This window comes from Streptomyces sp. NPDC021012, from assembly GCF_044333355.1.
In the GTDB taxonomy this organism is placed as follows: Bacteria; Actinomycetota; Actinomycetes; order Streptomycetales; family Streptomycetaceae; genus Streptomyces.
In genome coordinates this window covers 268,645-285,619 of record NZ_JBIRQU010000002.1, presented here as the reverse complement: position 1 = coordinate 285,619, position 16,975 = coordinate 268,645, and the positions used below count along the sequence as shown (strand labels likewise).

General features: G+C 74.8%; 15 protein-coding genes. 6 read left to right on the top strand and 9 right to left on the bottom strand.

Annotated features, from left to right (window positions below):
- Positions 1-47: 47 nt before the first annotated feature.
- Complete coding sequence (locus tag ACH4TP_RS06625; RefSeq protein ID WP_398436122.1) at positions 48-563, bottom strand: hemerythrin domain-containing protein; 516 nt, start codon at positions 561-563, stop codon at positions 48-50.
- Positions 564-674: 111 nt separating this feature from the next.
- Positions 675-1,259, bottom strand: coding sequence for a TMEM165/GDT1 family protein (locus tag ACH4TP_RS06620; protein WP_389234114.1), 585 nt, complete (start codon positions 1,257-1,259; stop codon positions 675-677).
- Between the two features lie 298 nt (positions 1,260-1,557).
- Between ACH4TP_RS06620 and ACH4TP_RS06615 the strand changes: the two genes are divergently transcribed.
- Genes ACH4TP_RS06615 through ACH4TP_RS06605 form a run of 3 tightly spaced genes read left to right on the top strand, consistent with a single transcriptional unit; the run spans position 1,558 to position 4,749 of the window.
- Entirely contained in the window at positions 1,558-2,187 is a 630-nt protein-coding gene (locus tag ACH4TP_RS06615) for a TetR/AcrR family transcriptional regulator (RefSeq protein ID WP_389234117.1), read from the top strand.
- Entirely contained in the window at positions 2,184-3,635 is a 1,452-nt protein-coding gene (locus ACH4TP_RS06610) for an MFS transporter (RefSeq protein WP_398436119.1), read from the top strand. The genes ACH4TP_RS06615 and ACH4TP_RS06610 overlap by 4 nt, the downstream gene beginning before the upstream one ends.
- A gap of 1 nt (position 3,636) precedes the next feature.
- Complete coding sequence (locus tag ACH4TP_RS06605) at positions 3,637-4,749, top strand: PP2C family protein-serine/threonine phosphatase (protein ID WP_398436117.1); 1,113 nt, start codon at positions 3,637-3,639, stop codon at positions 4,747-4,749.
- A gap of 24 nt (positions 4,750-4,773) precedes the next feature.
- Here the strand turns inward: ACH4TP_RS06605 and ACH4TP_RS06600 are convergent, their stop codons facing one another.
- Entirely contained in the window at positions 4,774-6,267 is a 1,494-nt protein-coding gene (locus tag ACH4TP_RS06600; protein WP_398179893.1) for an APC family permease, read from the bottom strand.
- 317 nt (positions 6,268-6,584) lie between these two features.
- On the opposite strand from ACH4TP_RS06600, the gene ACH4TP_RS06595 reads away from it, so the two are divergent.
- Positions 6,585-8,468, top strand: coding sequence for a CocE/NonD family hydrolase (locus ACH4TP_RS06595; RefSeq protein WP_398179896.1), 1,884 nt, complete (start codon positions 6,585-6,587; stop codon positions 8,466-8,468).
- 56 nt (positions 8,469-8,524) lie between these two features.
- Here ACH4TP_RS06595 and ACH4TP_RS06590 read toward each other — a convergent pair whose 3' ends face one another.
- The 3 genes from ACH4TP_RS06590 to ACH4TP_RS06580 form a co-directional block, all read right to left on the bottom strand.
- Entirely contained in the window at positions 8,525-9,889 is a 1,365-nt protein-coding gene (locus tag ACH4TP_RS06590) for an NtaA/DmoA family FMN-dependent monooxygenase (protein ID WP_398179899.1), read from the bottom strand.
- A complete protein-coding gene (locus ACH4TP_RS06585; RefSeq protein WP_398436115.1) occupies positions 9,886-11,001 on the bottom strand; it encodes an LLM class flavin-dependent oxidoreductase in 1,116 nt (371 codons plus the stop codon). The genes ACH4TP_RS06590 and ACH4TP_RS06585 overlap by 4 nt, the downstream gene beginning before the upstream one ends.
- A gap of 117 nt (positions 11,002-11,118) precedes the next feature.
- Positions 11,119-11,238 (bottom strand): putative leader peptide, encoded by a 120-nt coding sequence (locus ACH4TP_RS06580; RefSeq protein WP_389234138.1) that lies wholly within the window; start codon positions 11,236-11,238, stop codon positions 11,119-11,121.
- Positions 11,239-11,589: 351 nt separating this feature from the next.
- Between ACH4TP_RS06580 and ACH4TP_RS06575 the strand changes: the two genes are divergently transcribed.
- Positions 11,590-12,762, top strand: coding sequence for an alpha/beta hydrolase family protein (locus tag ACH4TP_RS06575; RefSeq protein WP_398436113.1), 1,173 nt, complete (start codon positions 11,590-11,592; stop codon positions 12,760-12,762).
- Positions 12,763-12,780: 18 nt separating this feature from the next.
- On the opposite strand, the gene ACH4TP_RS06570 is transcribed toward ACH4TP_RS06575, so the two are convergent.
- The 3 genes from ACH4TP_RS06570 to ACH4TP_RS06560 are packed head-to-tail and all read right to left on the bottom strand — an operon-like array spanning position 12,781 to position 15,684.
- A complete protein-coding gene (locus ACH4TP_RS06570; protein ID WP_389234144.1) occupies positions 12,781-13,365 on the bottom strand; it encodes a nucleosidase in 585 nt (194 codons plus the stop codon).
- 49 nt (positions 13,366-13,414) lie between these two features.
- On the bottom strand, positions 13,415-14,791 hold the full coding sequence (locus ACH4TP_RS06565; RefSeq protein ID WP_398436848.1) for a VWA domain-containing protein: 1,377 nt from the start codon (positions 14,789-14,791) through the stop codon (positions 13,415-13,417).
- Positions 14,792-14,796: 5 nt separating this feature from the next.
- Positions 14,797-15,684 carry an AAA family ATPase gene (locus ACH4TP_RS06560; protein WP_398436111.1) on the bottom strand — a complete coding sequence of 296 codons (888 nt, stop codon included), beginning with the start codon at positions 15,682-15,684 and terminating at the stop codon, positions 14,797-14,799.
- Between the two features lie 170 nt (positions 15,685-15,854).
- Here ACH4TP_RS06560 and ACH4TP_RS06555 point away from each other — a divergent pair, with 170 nt between their 5' ends.
- The gene (locus ACH4TP_RS06555; RefSeq protein ID WP_398436109.1) at positions 15,855-16,964 is read left to right on the top strand and encodes a PP2C family protein-serine/threonine phosphatase; all 1,110 of its coding nucleotides are present in this window, start codon (positions 15,855-15,857) and stop codon (positions 16,962-16,964) included.
- Positions 16,965-16,975 lie beyond the last annotated feature (11 nt).

Below are 16,975 nucleotides of genomic sequence, written 5' to 3'. Positions count from 1 at the left end.
GTCGAGGGGCCGGGCGAGGGCGTTCCCGCGACACGGAGTTCCGGCCGTCAGCGGTCGGTCAGGTCGCGGAGCGCGAAGTCGTCCGGCAGCGGGGTGCCGAGCTCGTTGAGGGCCGTGACGAGCTTCTTCTCCTCGTACGTGAAGTGCGACTCCACAAGCGCGACGAGACCGTCCAGCTCGCCGCGGACCCGTCGTGCCTCCGCCGGGTCCAGGTCGGTCCCCGGCTCGGCCGGGAGACTGTCGAGGAGGCCCTGGAGACGGACCAGGATCTCCTCCACCTGCACGTGGTCGCGGGCCAGTTCGTCGAGCACGGGCCGCAGCGCCGGGTACGCCTCGGCGAGGACGGGGAAGACGCCCCGGTCCTCGGCGGTGTGGTGGCGGGTGAGCGCGGAGCAGAAGGCGAGGCAGTGCGCCCGCAGGGTGCGGGGGCGGGCGCCGCCGGAGAGGTGGGAGCCCAGTTCCTCGCGGAGGCGGGTGAGCTCCTCGCGGAGCCAGAGGTGCACGTCGACGAGCTGGTTCCCGAACGCCGCGAGGCGGTCGGCCGGTTCGGAGGTGGTGGCCATGCACCGCATGATTCCACCGGGCGGGGGGCCGCGCACGCCCTCGCTCGGCTCGGGACGGCGTACGCCCCTTCCCGGGGCGGGAAGGGGCGTACGCGGGGAAGGGTGGTGCGCTCAGCCGGTGAAGACCTCGGTCAGGGACCAGATCGCGAGGCCCGCCATGCAGACGCCGCCGATGCGCTGCACGACCTTGAGGGGGACGCGCTTGGCGATGAACCGGCCCGCGATCAGGGCGAGGGCGGAGACCGTCGTCAGGGCGGCGAAGGAACCGATCGCCGTCGACCAGGTGCCGTTGGTGGCGGCCAGGTTGGCGGTGGTGATCTGGGTCAGGTCGCCCCACTCGCTGATGAAGACGGCCATGAACGCGGTCGAGAAGACGGGCCAGAAGCCGCTGACCGTCTTGCCGCCCTCGTCGCCCTCGTCGTCGTCGCCCCCGCCGCGCAGCAGCATGAACGCGCCGAAGCCGAACATCAGGGCCGAGACCAGCTTGACGGACCAGCCGGGGAGCAGCCCGAGGAGGCTGCCGGCGCCCACCGCGATGGCGACGTGGGCCGCGAAGGCGGTGGAGGTGCCGATCCACACGTACAGCGGACGCATGCGCGTGCCCATGGCGAGGGACGCGAACATCGTCTTGTCGGGAAGCTCGGCGAGGAAGATCAGCCCGAAGGCGGTGAGGATCGCCAAGGGGTCGAGGTGCATACCGGGGCTCTCTGCTCGGTCCGGGCTCCGTGACTCCGGGCGCCACCTCGGTGGGCGACGGGAGGACCACTCGGCCCGGCATGACGGACCGCGCCCACGGGAACGCGGACGCGGTTGTTGCCTGGCCGAAGGTCTCGCCCGTCCGCGTCGTGCGCGGACCCGGTCACCGGGAACCCGGGGGTTCCAGTGTGTCGACGACCGGTTCGCAGGGCTACTCCCCTTCGCTGTGGCCCAGTGTAACGGATTGGGGCGCGAAGGTGAGTAGACACTGTCTACTCGATCTTGGTAGACAGTGTCTATGCCCCTGAGTGAGAACGACCAAGAGAACGACCACGAGAGCGACCGTGGGCACGACGGCGCGGACGGGCTGCGCGCCCGGCTCGTCCGGGTCGGCGTCGAGCTGGTGAACGGCGAGGGCGCCCAGGCCCTCTCCCTGCGCGAGATCGCCCGCCGCGCGGGCGTCTCCCACGGAGCCCCGCGCCGCTACTTCCCCACCCACCTGGACCTGCTGTCCGCCATCGCCCGCCAGGGCTTCGCCGAACTGGCCGCGCGCGTCTCCGGGGAGGACCCCGAGGGGGCCGCGCCGCGCGAGCGGATCGAGGCGCTCGCCCGCGTCTACCTGGACTTCGCCGACGAACGGCGCGGCATGTACGAGCTGATGTTCCGGCACGACCTCCTGGAGAGCGGCCGGCTCGGGCTGCGCGAGACCAGCCTGCCGCTCTTCGCCCACCTCACCGCCCTCGTCGCCCGCGTCCGCCCCGAGGCCGACGCCACCCTCCTCGCCGGCGCCCTCTGGGCCAACCTCCACGGCATCGCCCAGCTCTGGCACTGGGGCAGCCTCCGCCTCGCCACCAGCCACGACGACCCCGGCCCCCTCCTGACGGCCGCACTCGACGCCCACCTCGGCCCCTTGGAGCCCGCCCCGTGAACCGCACCCTCGTCTGCAGCGTCGTCGGCGCGGCCGTCGTCGCCCTCGACGGCACGGTCCTGACCGTCGCCCAGCCCGCGCTCCAGCGGGACCTGCATGCCCAGGTCGGCCAGGTGCAGTGGACCAGCACCGGCTACCTCGTCGCCGTCGCGAGCCTGCTCGTCCTCGCGGGGCGGCTCGGTGACCGCTACGGTCACCGCCGGGTGTTCGCCGTCGGCGCCCTCGGCTTCGCCGCCGCCTCCACCGGCATCGCCCTCGCCCCCGGCATCGGCACCGTGATCGCGCTGCGCGTGCTCCAGGGCGTGTGCGGGGCGCTCCTCCAGCCCGCCACCCTCGGCATGTTGCGCACCGCCTTCCCGCCCGAGCGGCTCGCGACCCCGATCGCCGTGCGCACCGCCGCCATCGGCCTCGCCGCGGCGACCGGCCCCCTCGTCGGCGGCGCGCTGGTCTCCTCGTACGGCTGGCGCGCGGTCTTCCTCCTCGGCGTGCCCCCGACCCTCGCGATCGGCCTGCTGGCCCTGACGGCGCCGGACCACGCGGCCTCGCCGGACCACGCGGCCTCCCCGCCCCGCCCGGCTCCCCCCGGCCGTCCCGCGTCCGGCCGCCTCGCCGCGCTCGACCCGCTCGGCGCCCTCCTCCTCGCCGCCGCGCTCGGGCTGCTGGTGCACGGCCTCGACGAGGCGTCCCGTCCAGGGGCCGCCGGGGCGGCCGTCCTCGGCTGCGGCGCGGCTCTCGGCGCGGGTGCCGCCTTCGCCCGGCACGAGCGCCGGGCCGCGTACCCCCTGCTGCCCCCGGAGCTGCTCCGGAGCAGGCCGGTCGTCGCGGGGCTCGCCGGGCTCCTCGCGGCCTCGGCGGCCCTCTCGGGCTCGCTGTTCGTGGTGACGTACTTCCTCCAGGACGTCCAGGGCCTCGACCCCCTCGACTGCGCGCTGCGCGTGCTGCCCCTCGCCGTCCTCATGGTCCTCGGCGCGCCGTTCTGCCCGCCGCTCCAGCGCCGCTTCGGTCCTCGGCGCACCGCGACCGCGGGGGCCGCGCTGCTCACGCTCGGGGTCCTGGGGCTCTCCCGGCTCGACGCGACGGCGGGCGCGGCCTCCGTCGGCGTCGCCTCCGCGCTCCTCGGCGCCGGGTTCGTCACTCTGATGGTCACCGCGACCTCCGTCGTGGTGCGCCGCGCCCCCGAGGCCCACGCCGGGGTCGCCGGCGGCCTCCAGCAGACCGCGATGAACGTCGGGCCGGCCCTCGGCGTCGCCACCGCGGCCCTCCTCCTCGCCCTCGTCCCGGACGGCGGCTTCGTACCGGCCGGGGGCGCCGCCCTCCCGGCCCTGGCGGCGCTCGCCGCCCTCTCCCTCCCCGCCGCCCTCGCCCTGCCCCGCCGCGCGGACCGGCGGGGGACACGCCAGGGGACCGCGGCACCCCGGCCCGGCCGGAAGCCGTGCGTACGATCATGAGATGCCCGCTGCCGGTCCCCGCCGCCCTCCCGGCCCGGCGGCGCGCACCCAGTTCAACCTGGGGCGCGCCCTGCCGTTCCTGGTCCTGGTCCTGACCGTCGTCGTCGACCTGGCCACCCCGGACCGGGAGCGTTTCGACCGCCTCCTCGTCGCCGCGCCCGCGCTCGCCGCCGTCACCTGGAGCGTGCGCGGGACCGTCGGCATCGGGCTGCTCGCCATGGCCGTCCGGGTCCTCCTCAGCCCCGCCCGGGAGACGACCACCGCCCACGAACTCCTCGCCAGCGAGACCGTGCTCGCGATGGTGACCGCCACCGCTGCCTGGGCCAGCCGGGTCAGGTCCCGCTACGAGCGGGACCTCCGGGAGGTCACCGCCGTGGCCGAGGTCGTCCAGCGGGTCGTCCTGCGTCCGCTGCCCGAACGCCTCGGACGGTTCGAACTGCACCTGCTGTACGTCGCGGCCGCGGCCAAGGCGAGGATCGGCGGCGACTTCTACGAGGCCGTCAGGATCCCCGGCGCGGTGCGCGTCATGCTCGGCGACGTCCAGGGCAAGGGCCTCGGCGCGGTCGAGACGGCCTCGGTCCTGCTGGGCTCCTTCCGCGCCGCCGTCAACGAGGCCCGCGACCTCGCGGCCCTCGCGGACCGGCTCGACGAGGGCCTCGCCCGGTACGGCGCCTGGGACCCGGACTCCGACGCCGCCGAACGCTTCGCCACCGTCGTCCTGGTGGAGTTCCCCGACGGCCGCGACGTCGTACGGCTCCTCAGCTGCGGCCACCCCGCCCCGCTGCTCCAGCGCGCGACCGGCGTCGAGCCCGTCCACTTCGCCGACCCCTCGCTGCCCGTCAACCTCGCGGGCCTCGCCGACAACCACCACCGGATCGAGGAGGTGTCCTTCGGCCCGGGGGACCGGCTGCTCCTCTACACCGACGGCGTCAGCGAGACCCGCGACCGGGCCGGCACCTTCTACCCGCTGGAGCCGCGCCTTCGTGGCTGGGCCGGGGAACCCGCCGCAGAGCTCCCCGAACTGCTCCACCGCGACCTCGCCGCCTACGGGGCGGACGGCCTCGACGACGACGTCGCGGCCGTCGTCGTGGTCCGCCCGCCCGAAGCCCCCTAGGCTCCTTCACTCCACGGCTGGGGCTCAGTCCTCCGTGACGGACAGGGTGGTGACGGCCGTGCGGCCGTCCTGGAAGAAGCGGCGGTGGCGGGTGCGGACGAGGAGCATCACAAGGCCTCCGAGGACGATCGAGCCGACGCCGAGGAGGAAGACCCCGCCGACTCCGCCGAGCGACGTGGAGCCGTAGTCGGGGTCGGCCATGTCGTAGGCGCTGCGGGCGAACGCCGCCAGCATCATCAGGCCGCCGCTCGCCGGGAGGACGCCCTTGACCAGCAGGTCGCGCGGGGAGTTCCGCAGCTGGTCGCGGAAGTACCAGGCGCAGGCGAAGGCGGTGACGCCGTAGTAGAAGGCGATCAGGAGGCCGATGGAAAGGATCGCGTCGCCGAGGAAGTCGGCGGAGACCAGGGTGAGCAGGACCAGGGCGACGGCCGCGGCGGCACCGCAGAACACCGTTCCGAAGGCGGGGGTGCGGAAGCGCGGGTGCATGCGTGCGAAGGCGGCGGGCAGGGCGCCGTGCGCGCTCATCGAGAGCGTGCTCCGGGGGCTGGAGCCCGCGCAGGTCAGCAGGGCGCCCACGGCGGAGACCGCGATGGCGAGCGTGACGGCCTTGCTCGCGGCGCCGCCGAGGACGGCGGGCGCGAGGCGGGTGAGGACGTCGGCGGCGTTCTCCGCGTTGCCGAGTCCGAGGCCTCCGGTGCCGGTTCCGGCGAAGGAGATCGCGGCGAACGCGGTGAAGAGGTAGGCGACGAGCAGGATCAGGGTGGAGGCGACCGCGGCCCTGCCGGGGGTGCGGTCGCTGTCGACGGTCTCCTCGTTGAAGGTGATCAGGGCGTCCCAGCCCCAGTAGATGAAGAGGCAGAGGAGCACCGCCTCGGCGAAGGAGCCGAAGTCGTCGAAGGCGAAGGGGGAGGCCCAGCTCAGGGACGGGGCGGCGGCACCGTCCCGGGCGAAGGCGGCGATGCCGAAGGCGAGCATCGCGAGGAGCTGGAGGCCGAGCATCGCGTACTGCACGTGGGCGGCGAGCTGGACGCCCCGGTAGGCGACGGTGGTGACCAGGGCGATCAGGGCCACGGCGAGGGCCGTCACGGCGAAGGTGTCGCCGGCCGCCGCGTCCAGCCCGAGGAAGGCGAGGGCGGCGGAGGCGCCGACCTGGGCGAGCGCGGTCATCGCGAGGACGGTGGCGACCAGCACCGTCCAGCCGCCCGCCACCCAGCCGACGGCCGGGCCGAACGCCCGCGTGTTCCACACGAAGGTCGTGCCGCAGTCCGGCATCCGCCGGTTGAGCTCCCGGAAGGCGAAGGCCGTGAGGAGGATCGGTACGAAGCCGAGGAGCAGGGCGGCGGGGGCCAGGTCGCCGACCACGAGGGTCACCAGGCCCAGGGTGACCGCGATGCTGTACGCGGGGGCGACGGAGGCGAGGCCGAGGGCGATCGTGGCGAGGAGGCCGACGGAGTCGCCCCGCAGACCCTTCCCGACCGGCGGTGTCGCAGGGGGCGGGGTGTCGGACGCGCTGTTCATGAGGGCCTCCCGGGGAAAGCGTACGGACGTGCCGTACTTGTTAAACGGAGATTTAAGGAACAGCGTGTGGTGCGGTCAAGACCTTGATCTGTATCTTTTGGTTTCGATTCAGTTCATGAAGGGAGCGCGCTTCCGACAGGCCCTGGTCGCGGTCCGGGCCGTCAAACATCGCTCCCGGGGCGGCTTGTGTCGTTGACGCCCGGTTGCGCGTCCCGTGCGCCGTTCGTGCGCTCTGGTCGCTCCGTTCCCGGTACGTGAGGCTTGCGACCGTCCGCAGCGCGGACAGCCAGCAGCCCAGTCGAGAGGAACGGGTGCACGTGCCCCAGGACAACCCCTTCGCCAACGGAACGTCCGAAGAATTCCCCGGCTTCCCGGGCGTCACGGCGCGCCTCACCGCCGCCGAGGTCTCCCGCGTCGCAGGCCGCGGCCTGTGGGCCGCCGACGGAACCGTCGACCCCGACGCCGTCCGGCTCGGCCAGACCCTCACCACCGCCCTCCTGAACGGAAGCACCGACGGACTCCCCGCCGAACTCGCCGGGCGCATCGAGGAGGTACGGGGCCTCGCCCTGCCCGGGTACCACCGCGTCGAGGCCACGGACGGCATCCGGCTCTCCGCCTTCAGCCTCCGGCAGCTCGGCCCCGGCCCGCACCCCCTGGTCGTCGTCCCGGCCGGCTGGACCCCCTTCGGCTGGCCCCTGTTCCTCTGGTCGTACCTCGCCCTCGCCCGCCGGGGCTACCACGTCCTCGCCTACACGCCCCGCGGCCTCGGCATCCCCGGACTGCCCTCCACCTCCGAGGGCTTCGTCGACGTCGCCGGACCCCACGACTGGGCGGACGGCTCAGCCGTCATCGACTTCGCGACCGAGCACCTCGCCCCGAGCGTGATCGGCTTCCTCGGCGAGTCCTACGGCTCCGGCATCAGCCAGCTCGTCGCCGCCCACGACGACCGCGTCGCCGCCGTCGTCGCGCTCAGCACCTGGGGCAACCTCGCCACCAGCCTCTACGACCACGGCACCCGCCACCTCGCGGCCGTGAAGGCCCTCCTCGCCCTCACCGGCGGCCCGGTGGAGACCAAGTTCGACGAGGCGAACCGGGAGATCCTGGCCGACTTCCTCGCCGACCGGAACCTGGACCGGGTCGTCGAGTGGGGCCGGCTGCGCGCCCCCGAGTCGTACCTCCACCTCACCAACGAGAACGAGACCCCCACCTTCTTCTCGAACACCTGGCACGAGGGCCTCTTCGCCGTCAACCAGCTCCTGGAGACCTTCGAAGGCCTCGACGTCCCCAAGCGGCTCAACCTCTGGATCGGCGACCACGCCGCCCCCGAGGGCCCGGCGCTCCTCGGCACGGAACCCGGCAGGGCCAACGTCCCCATGGCCGAGGCGTACGCCTGGCTCGACCACCACCTCAAGGGCGAGCGCAACGGCGTGGAGGAGTGGGAACGGGTCTGCAGCCAGGTGATGTTCACGTACGTCACCGAACCCGTCCCGGACCCCGGCACCGGCGAGCCGACCGGCGAGAACCGGATCGTCGAGGAGGCGGTCAGGGAGAGCCGTGCCGACTGGAGCCGGGTCACCACCGGCGTCGAGGTCCTCGGCCTCACCGGCGACGGCGCGCGCGGCACCGACGGCCGGCTCCTCCCCGCGGGCGAGACCACGGACCCCTCGGAGGTCACCGGCTGGCGCCGCGCGTTCCTCGCGGGCGTCGACACCGAGGCCACCGTCATGGACGCGCTCATGAAGACCGGCCAGGCGGAACGGGCCGGCAACCCCAAGACCTACGACACCCGCAAGATCGACCGCCGGCACGCCCTCGTCTGGACCACCGCGCCGCTCAGCGCCCCGGAGGGCGGGGACGCGGCCGGCCGCCGGATCCGGGGCGTCCCGAAACTGCGCCTCACCGTCCGCTCCACGGCCGCCTCCGCGAGCCTCGTCGCCCACCTCTTCGACGTCGCCGAGGACGACACGGCCCGGATCGTCACCCACGAGCCGCTCAACGTGTACGGGCTGACGCCCGAGGAGGACCGCACCGTGACCTGGCGGCTCCAGGCCGCCGCGTACGACATCGCCGCGGGCCACCGGCTGATGCTGGTCGTCGACAGCAAGGACCCGCTGTACGGGGACGCCTCCGTCACCTGGACGCAGACCGTCGTCACCTCCCCGGAGGGCGCGCCGGCCTTCCTGGAACTGCCGCTGGGCTGACGGCCGTACGACGGACGCGGGCGCCCGGGGATCCGGGCACCCGCGCCCGCGGGGCGTCACGCCACCGGCGCGAGCCCCAGGTGCTCCCGGAGCGTCGTCCCCGTGTACGCCGTCCGGTACACGCCCCGCTCCTGGAGCTCCGGCACGAGCAGCTCGACGATGTCGTCGAGTCCGTCGGGAACCAGGTACGGCGAGATGTTGAAGCCGTCGATGGCGCCGTACCGGGCGAACCGGGCGAACTTCTCCGCGAGCCCGGCCGGGGTGCCGACGTGACCGCGCTGTGGACCGAGCTCGATGACCGTCTCGCGCAGCGACCAGCCGTTGGCCTCGGCCTTCGCCCGCCACTCGGCCACCGTGTCCAGGGTCTCGCCCAGCTGACGGGTGCCGAACTTCCCGTCGTACGCGGCGACCACCGGGTCCTCGGCGGGCAGCGGCCCGTCCGCGTCCCGCCCGGACAGGTCGAAGCCCCACAGCCGGCTCGCGATGCCCAGCGCGACCTCGGGCGTGACCTGTCCGAGGCGGACCCAGCGGGCCTTCTCCTCCGCCTCCTTCTCGGTGGCCCCGATGATGATCTCCGTGCCGGGCAGGATCCGCAGGGCGTCCTCCGGTCGGCCGACCGCCCGCAGCCGGCGCCGGATGTCCTCGGCGAAGGCGAGCGCGTCGTCGAAGTCCGTACCGTGCGCGGAGAAGATCACGTCCGCGTTGCGGGCCGCGAAGTCCCGGCCCTCGCCGGAGTCGCCCGCCTGGAAGATCACCGGATGCCCCTGCGCGCTGCGCGGCAGCGTCGGCGCCAGATCGACGTCGAACAGGTCGGTCCGCGACCGTACGCGCCCCACCGCGCCCGGCACCGACCAGGAGCGGGCGTCGACGGAACCGGCGACCGCGCCCTCCGCCCAGCCGTTCCACACGGCGCGCGCCAGGGAGAGGAACTCCTCGGCGCGCCGGTAGCGGTCTGCGTGGTCGAGGAAGCCGCCCCGCCGGAAGTTCTCGCCGGTCCAGGCGTTGTGGGTGGTCACCATGTTCCAGCCGGCCCGGCCGCCCGACAGCAGGTCGAGGCCGGCGAGCCGCCGGGCGAGGTCGCCGGGCTCGTTGAAGGTGGTGTTGGAGGTGGAGACGAGACCGATCCGCTCGGTCGCGGCGGCGAGCGCCGACAGCTGGACGATCGAGTCCGGGCGCCCGGCGACGTCCAGCTCGTGGATGCCGCCCTCCGACTCGCGCAGCCGCAGCCCGTCCCCGAGGAAGAACGCGTCGAACAGCCCGCGTTCGGCGGTCCTGGCCACCCGCAGGAAGGTCGCCGGATCCATCTGGGAGCCGCTGGACGGGTCCGACCAGATCGTCCAGTGGTTGACGCCCTGGAAGAACACCCCGAAGTGCAGCCGCGCGTCCGGGCGCGGGACGTCGTTCGCATCGGCGCGGGTCATCGGGTCTCCTCCTCGACGCGCGCGGCGGCGGCGTCGGTCGTGAAGCGGCTGAGGGGCCGGGGGAGGCCCAGGGAGGTGCGCAGGGTGGTGCCCGGCAGCGGGCGGGCGGCGATCCGCCGGACGAACAGCTCGGGCAGGACGAGACGGGAGAGCACCGCCAGGTCCTCGTCGAGGACGAGCGGCCGCAGCCGCACCCCGTCGACGTGGCCGGAGAGCTCCGTCAGGAGGTCCACCAGACCGGCGGCGGAACCGGTGTACCGCAGCCGGTCAGGGCCGCCCTCCCAGGGGGCGTACCGCTCCAGGTCGGCGATCCGCTCCCGCGCCGGCTCGCCCGGGGTGTCGAGGGCGACCTCGACCTCCGCGAAGGCGAGCGGCGCGCCGGCGGCCGCGGCCGCCTCGCCCGCCTCGGCGGGCGTGGCCCCGCCGACCAGCGCCACATCGGCGAGCCCGGCCGGGACGAGCCCGGGGCGGGCGAGGACCACGGGCCGGCCCTGCGGCGGGCGCGGCACGATCGACGGCCCCTTCACGGAGTACGTCTCGCCGGTGAAGTCGACGGCGTGGAGCCGCGAGCGGTCCAGATAGCGGCTGGTGGCCACCGACCGGATCACCGCGTCGTCCTCCCACGAGTCCCACAGGTCCCGTACGACACGGAGGCCGTCGCGGGCCTCGCGGGCGAACGCCTCGGCGCCCTCGACGACCGGGCGCCCCCAGGCGCGGGCGGCCGCCGGATCCTCCTCGACCCCCACCACCCAGGCCGCCCGGCCGGACGAGACGTGGTCGAGCGAGGCGAGCTGCGAGGAGATGTGGAACGGCTCGGCGTACGTGGTCGCCACGACCGGCGCCACGCCGAGGACGCTCGTCGACGCGGCCACGAACGCGGCCCGCTCCACCGCGCCGATCCGCCCCACGGGCCCGCTCCCGGGGCCGGGCGGCAGGATCGAGTCCTCCAGGGTGACCAGGGTGAAACCGGCGTTCTCGGCGGCGGCCGCGACACGGGCGAGCCGACGCGGGGTCAGCAGCTCGCCGGGAGCATGCGCGGCACGGCGCCACGCGGCCGGATGCGCACCGTCGCCGTCGATCTCGACGGCCAGGTGCAGGGCAGGGCGGGGCATGGAAGTCCTTCCGAACGACAAGGAACGCGCGACGGCACGGCAGCGGTGCGGGGCACGACTGCACGGGGCCGGGCGGTACGGGACGTCACGGGACGCGCGGACCCACGCGGGGCGTGGTCAGGCGCGGGAGGAAGGACAGATGGCCGAGGAGGTGCGGCAGTAGTCGACGTGCCGGCGGGAGACCAGGCGGGCACGCTCACGGACGGGGACGCGCACCGCGACGCTCACTGCGAGCACGTGCGCCTCCCCCCGGAATCCAGATCCCGCCCAGGTGTGCGGACGGGGACACCTCACCATAGGCAGGCCGCCTTCCGCGCTGTCAAGGTCGTCCCGGTCAGCGGGACGTCAGGCCGGTTACGGGGCCGGGGAGTTGGGGCGCGCCCCCACGGACGACGGGTCGAACGGCGCGCCCCGCAGACCGGTTTCCGCCGCCCCGTGAGCCGAATCCCGCGCTCCCGGGCCGGATCCCGTGCCTCAGGCCGGATCGCGTGTACGACCCCGGGGGGACCTGAGGTCGGACCCTGGAAGGACCGGAGGTCGGCCCCTGGACGGACGCGTCGGCCCGGGGCCCGGGCCTAGCGTGCCCGCATGATCCGATTCACCAGGGCGGCCGCGGCCGCCGTACTCGTCTGCTCCCTCGCCTTACCGGCCGGCGTCGCCACGGCGGCCGTCCCGGACACGCCGAGCGCGGGAGCCGGGGCCCAGGTGGTACGGCCCGCCGTGCTGCCGGCCCCCACCGGACCGTACGCCGTCGGCAGCACGGTCCTGCCGCTCGTCGACCGCTCCCGTACCGACCCCTGGGTGCCCGCCGCCGACGGACGCGCGCTCATGGTCACGCTGCACTACCCGGCGGCCCGCCGGGGCGGCGGCAGCCCCGCCCCGTACGCCACCCGGGAGGAGGCGCGGCTGCTCGCCGAACAGCTCGGGTCCGGGGTCTCCGGGGACGTCCTCGCCCGTACGCGCACCCACAGCAGGACCGACGTCCGGCCCGCGCCCGGCCGCCACCCCCTGGTGCTGCTCTCGCCGGGCTTCAGCGTCTCCCGCTGGACGCTCACGAACCTCGCCGAGGACCTCGCCTCGCGGGGCTATGTCGTCGCCTCCGTCGACCACGCCTACGAGTCCTACGGCATCAGCCTCCCCGACGGCCGCACGCTCACCTGCGTCGCCTGCGCGGCCCTCGACGGAGGCGGGGTGCACGGCAGTGTCGTCACCTCGACCCGCGCCGCCGACATGCGCCACGTCCTGGACCGGCTCATCGGGCCGAAGCCGGTGTGGCGGTACGCCGACGTGATCGACGCGCGGCACGTCGGCATGGCCGGCCACTCCATCGGCGGGGCGAGCGCGGCCACCGCCATGGCGGCCGATCCGCGCATCGACGCCGGGATCAACATGGACGGCGCGTTCTGGGAGGACCTCCCGGCGGAGGGCCTGCGGGGCCGGCCGTTCCTGATGCTCGGGACGCACGACTCCACGCACCTGCCCGGCGGGCAGGACACCAGCTGGGACCGGACGTGGAGCGCGCTCGACGGCTGGAAGCGCTGGATCACGGTCGCCGGGGCCGAGCACTTCACCTTCTCCGACGGCCCCGTGATCGAACGCCACTTCGGGCTGCCCCAGCCGGAGCTGCCCGCCGACCGGGCCGTCGCCGTCACCCGGACCTACGTCGCGGCCTTCTTCGACCAGCACCTGCGCGGGATCCCGCGCCCGGTCCTCGACGGCCCGACGGCCGCGAACCCGGAAGTCCACTTCCAGCACCGCTGAGACGCGCCCGGGCGGGGGTCAGGAGCGGTACGGGGTGTTCGCCTCCGCCCAGTCGGCCAGCGCCCGCGCGCACTCGGCGACCGATTCGCGCCAGGTGCGCGCGGCACCGTCACCGGCCTCGTCGCTGACGTGCTTCACGATGCGCAGCGGCACCCCGGCGAGCTCCGCCGCCGCGGCGAGCGCGTACCCCTCCATGTCGACCAGGGGCGCCCGCTCCGCGAGCCGCGCGCGGGCCGCCTCGTCGGAGATGAACGCGTCCCCGGTGGCCAGGACCACCTCACCGCCGTCCGGCAGCGTCAGCGGCGCGCCGTACGTCTCGCCGGTCAGGGTGGCGAGCAGCTGGCCGTCGAGGTCGTGCTGCACCACCGTGCCGACGACGTGCGTCCCGGTCCAGCCCGGCCGCAGCGCCCCGGCCGTCCCCAGGTTCACGATCCCGGACGGCCGCGGGCCCCGGCCGAGCACGGTCGCGAGCGCGATGCCCGCGTTCACCTTGCCCATGCCGGTGAGCAGGACGGGCAGCTCCGTGTCGAGGAACTGCGCCTCCTCCTTGACGGCGAGCACGAGCAGCGGACGGTCGGCCGTGATCTCTCCCAAGAGTTCCATGGGGGTCACGCTAGTTCGAGGGCCCGCCCCTCGTACAACCGGGCGTGACTCACACCGGCAGCAGCCGGCCGATCAGGGCCCCCAGCTGGCGGGCGTTGCGGCACGGGCGCATCTCCACGAGCTCCGCGTAGGCCGGGGCCACCGAGTCGCCCGTGCCCCACAGCGAGGGCTGTTCGGGGTTGAGCCAGTGGACCCGGCGCGCGCGGTCCGCGACGAGCCGGAGCGCGGCGAGGTTGGGGTCGGCGCCGTTGGTGCGGGCGTCGCCGAGGACGAAGACCACCGTGCGCGGGCCGATCGCCTCCGCGTACCGCTCGGCGAACTCCCCGAGCGCCGTCCCGTAGTCGCTCTGCCCGTGCCACCCCGTGAGCTCCGCTTCCGCGAGGATGCGGTCCCCGAGCCCCGCCGGGTCCGCGGCGCCCCGCGCGATCAGCCCGGTCACCTCGTCGACCCGGTTGACGAAGGCGAAGACCCGCACCCGGCTGAACTGGTCGTGCAAGGCCTGCACGAGCAGCATCGTGAACTGGGCGAAACCGGCCACCGACCCCGACACGTCGCACAGCAGGACCAGCTCGGGGCGCCGGGGGCGGCGCCGTCGCAGGACCGGGCGCACCGGCACGCCGCCGGTCGACAGCGAGCCGCGCAGCGTCCGCCGCAGGTCGATCTCCCCGCGTGCCGCCCGGCGCCGCCGGGCCGCGAGCCGGGTGGCCAGTTTCCGCGCCAGCGGCCGTACCGTACGCCGCAGCTCGTCCAGCTGGGCCCGCCCGGCGAGCAGGAAGTCCACGCTGTCCGCCGTGCCCGCGACCGCCCGCCGCGCGACCCGGTCACGGCCCTGCCGCTCGGCGACACGCCGCCGGGCCTCGGTCCGCACCCGCTCCCGGAAGGCCTCGATCCGCCGCCGGATCTCGTCGTCGAGCAGCCGGTCGGTGAACTCGGGGTCCCCGGCCGTGTCCGCCGCCCGCAGTCGCTCGCGCACCCGGGCGAGCAGCGTCTCGGGGCGGAGCCGGGAGAGCGTCTGGTACGAGGACCAGCCGTCCGAGTCCGGGCCGGAGCCGTAGCCGCCGAAACCGCCGACCGCCTCGGCGGCCAGCCGGTCGAGCGCGGCGCCGTCCCCGGCGGTCAGGGCCTCGGCGAGCCGCTCCCGGAGGGCGGCGAGGTCCGCGGGGGCCTCCTCGCGCGCCCCGGCCGGCCCGGGAGCGCCGCCGAGGGGGAAGTACAGGTCGAAGACCTGGTCGAACACCGTGCGCTGGCCCTCCCCGTGGAGCAGCGTCGCGGCCAGGGCCTCCCGGACCCGCGCCCGGTCGGTGAAGCCGACGGCTTCGAGCGCGAGCCCCGCGTCCACGGTCTCGCCGGTCCCGATCCCGAACCCGTGCGCGCGCAGCGCCCCGACGAGCCCGGTGAGCCGCACGACGACCCCGGCCGGGTCCACGGGGGTCACACCGCGTCCAGGTCGAGCTTGGCCGCCGCCTTCACGATGTCGTCCTGGTGCTTGAGGAGGACGCCGAGGGTCTCCCGTACGACCCGCTCGTCCAGCCGGTCCGCGCCGAGCGCGAGCAGCGTGCGGGCCCAGTCGATCGTCTCCGACACGGACGGCACCTTGCGCAGGTCCATCGCCCGCAGCGCCCCCACGACCCGGACGACGGACGTGGCGAGCGCGGCGTCGAGGCCGGGCACCTTGAGGGTGACGATCCGGCGCTCCAGCTCCTCCTCGGGGAAGCCGATGTGCAGGAAGAGGCAGCGCCGGCGCAGCGCCTCGGACAGCTCGCGGCCGGCGTTCGAGGTGAGCACGGTGAACGGCCGCCGCGTCGCCGTGATCGTGCCGAGCTCGGGCACGGTCACCTGGAAGTCGCCGAGCACCTCCAGGAGCAGCCCCTCCACCTCGACGTCGGCCTTGTCGGTCTCGTCGATCAGGAGCACCGTCGGCTCCTCGGACCGGATGGCGGTGAGCAGCGGCCGGGGGAGCAGGAACTCCTCGCCGAAGATGTCCGTGCGCGTCTCGTCCCAGGACTCGCCCCGCCCGGCCGTGATCCGCAGCAGCTGCTTGGCGTGGTTCCACTCGTACAGCGCGCGGGACTCGTCGACGCCCTCGTAGCACTGCAGCCGGACCAGGCGCGCCCCCGTGACCTCGGTGACGGCCTTGGCGAGCTCGGTCTTGCCGACGCCGGCCGGGCCCTCGACGAGCAGCGGCTTGCCCAGCCGGTCGGCGAGGAAGACGGTGGTGGCGACGGCCGGCGACGCCAGGTAGCCGGTCGTGGCGAGCCGTTCGGCGACGTCGTCGACGGAGGTGAAGAACCCGGTCGTCACGGCTGGTCCGGTCGTCATGCTGTCCCCCCGGGAGCGGAATCTCGTACTGGCCAGTAGCCTCAGCTGTACTTGATCAGATCAGGCACCGCCGCACAACCGTCCCGCACGAGCTCCGTACCGTGCGCGGGGCGGCGGCCGCTGGTGCAATGGGGGTACCGGGCGGTGCACCGCACGGCGGTGGAGGTGTCGTGGCGGAACGGGACGAGGCCCTCCTGGGCAGGGCACGGGCCATGGAGCAGGCGATCGGCGAGATCGGCACGACGCTCGACGAGACGACCACCTGCCGTGAACTCTCGGCCTTCCTCGCCCGCCATCTGCACGCCTCCGTCACGATCGACCTGCTCGACGAACCGGGGGGCCCGGTCCGGCGCGCGGCCTCGGCGGGAGCGGCGGACACCGGCGGCCACGACGGCGCCCCCAGCCTCGCCGTACCCCTCGCCGTCCGTGGCGGGGACTCCCTCGGGACCGTGATCGTCACGCGCGCCGGAGGCCCCGGCTTCGCCGCCGACGAGGTCGCGGTCCTGCGGCACGCGGTCCGGCTCGCCGCCCGGCACCTCGGCCACGCCCACCGGCTCGCCGCCACCGAGGACACCGCCCTGCACCTCCAGCGCGCCCTCGTCGCCGAGCCCGGCCGACCGCACCCCAACCTGGAGATCGCGGGCGGCTACCTCCCGGTGGGCCCGCGCGCCCTCGTGGGCGGCGACTGGTTCGAGACCGTACGGCTCCACTACGGCCGCAGCCTCCTCGTCGTCGGTGACGTGATGGGCCACGGGCTCGACGCGGCCGTCGACATGAGCGCCTACCGCACGGCGCTCCGCGAGGTCGCCGCGACCGATCTGCCGCCGCACCGGGTCCTGCGCCACCTCGACTCCGTGGTCGCCGAGGACGACGCCCGCCGCCCCGCCACCTGTCTGCTCGTCCGGGTCGACCCGGCCCGTGGCACCGCCACCTTCGCCAACGCCGGGCACCTGCCACCCGCCGTGTTCGGCGCGGACGGTTCCGTGGAGATCGTCGACCTCCCGGTGGGGCCGCCGCTGGGCACCGGCGTCGGCGGCTACGAACCCACCACGCGCCCGCTCGCCACCGGCGAGACCCTGCTGATGTTCACCGACGGCCTCATCGAACGGCGCGACGAGGACATCGACGTCTCGCTCGCCCGCCTCGCCGCCCTCCGGCTCCCGGCGGACTCCGGCCCCGAGCGGGTCGTCGAGGAGGTGCTCGCCCGCCTCGACGCCCATCACGCGGAGGACGACGTGGCCGTCCTCGCGGCCCGCGTCCGCGCCCGCCCGGGACCGTGACACGAGGTCAC

What these genes read in the sequence shown, in the direction of transcription:
- ACH4TP_RS06615 (WP_389234117.1), top strand. Translation starts at nt 1,558, where the DNA reads ATGCCCCTGAGTGAGAACGACCAAGAGAACGACCACGAGAGCGACCGT.
- ACH4TP_RS06575 (WP_398436113.1), top strand. Translation starts at nt 11,590, where the DNA reads ATGATCCGATTCACCAGGGCGGCCGCGGCCGCCGTACTCGTCTGCTCC.
- ACH4TP_RS06600 (WP_398179893.1), bottom strand. Translation starts at nt 6,267, where the DNA reads ATGAACAGCGCGTCCGACACCCCGCCCCCTGCGACACCGCCGGTCGGG.
- ACH4TP_RS06585 (WP_398436115.1), bottom strand. Translation starts at nt 11,001, where the DNA reads ATGCCCCGCCCTGCCCTGCACCTGGCCGTCGAGATCGACGGCGACGGT.
- ACH4TP_RS06625 (WP_398436122.1), bottom strand. Translation starts at nt 563, where the DNA reads ATGGCCACCACCTCCGAACCGGCCGACCGCCTCGCGGCGTTCGGGAAC.
- ACH4TP_RS06620 (WP_389234114.1), bottom strand. Translation starts at nt 1,259, where the DNA reads ATGCACCTCGACCCCTTGGCGATCCTCACCGCCTTCGGGCTGATCTTC.
- ACH4TP_RS06570 (WP_389234144.1), bottom strand. Translation starts at nt 13,365, where the DNA reads ATGGAACTCTTGGGAGAGATCACGGCCGACCGTCCGCTGCTCGTGCTC.
- ACH4TP_RS06605 (WP_398436117.1), top strand. Translation starts at nt 3,637, where the DNA reads ATGCCCGCTGCCGGTCCCCGCCGCCCTCCCGGCCCGGCGGCGCGCACC.
- ACH4TP_RS06560 (WP_398436111.1), bottom strand. Translation starts at nt 15,684, where the DNA reads ATGACGACCGGACCAGCCGTGACGACCGGGTTCTTCACCTCCGTCGAC.
- ACH4TP_RS06590 (WP_398179899.1), bottom strand. Translation starts at nt 9,889, where the DNA reads ATGACCCGCGCCGATGCGAACGACGTCCCGCGCCCGGACGCGCGGCTG.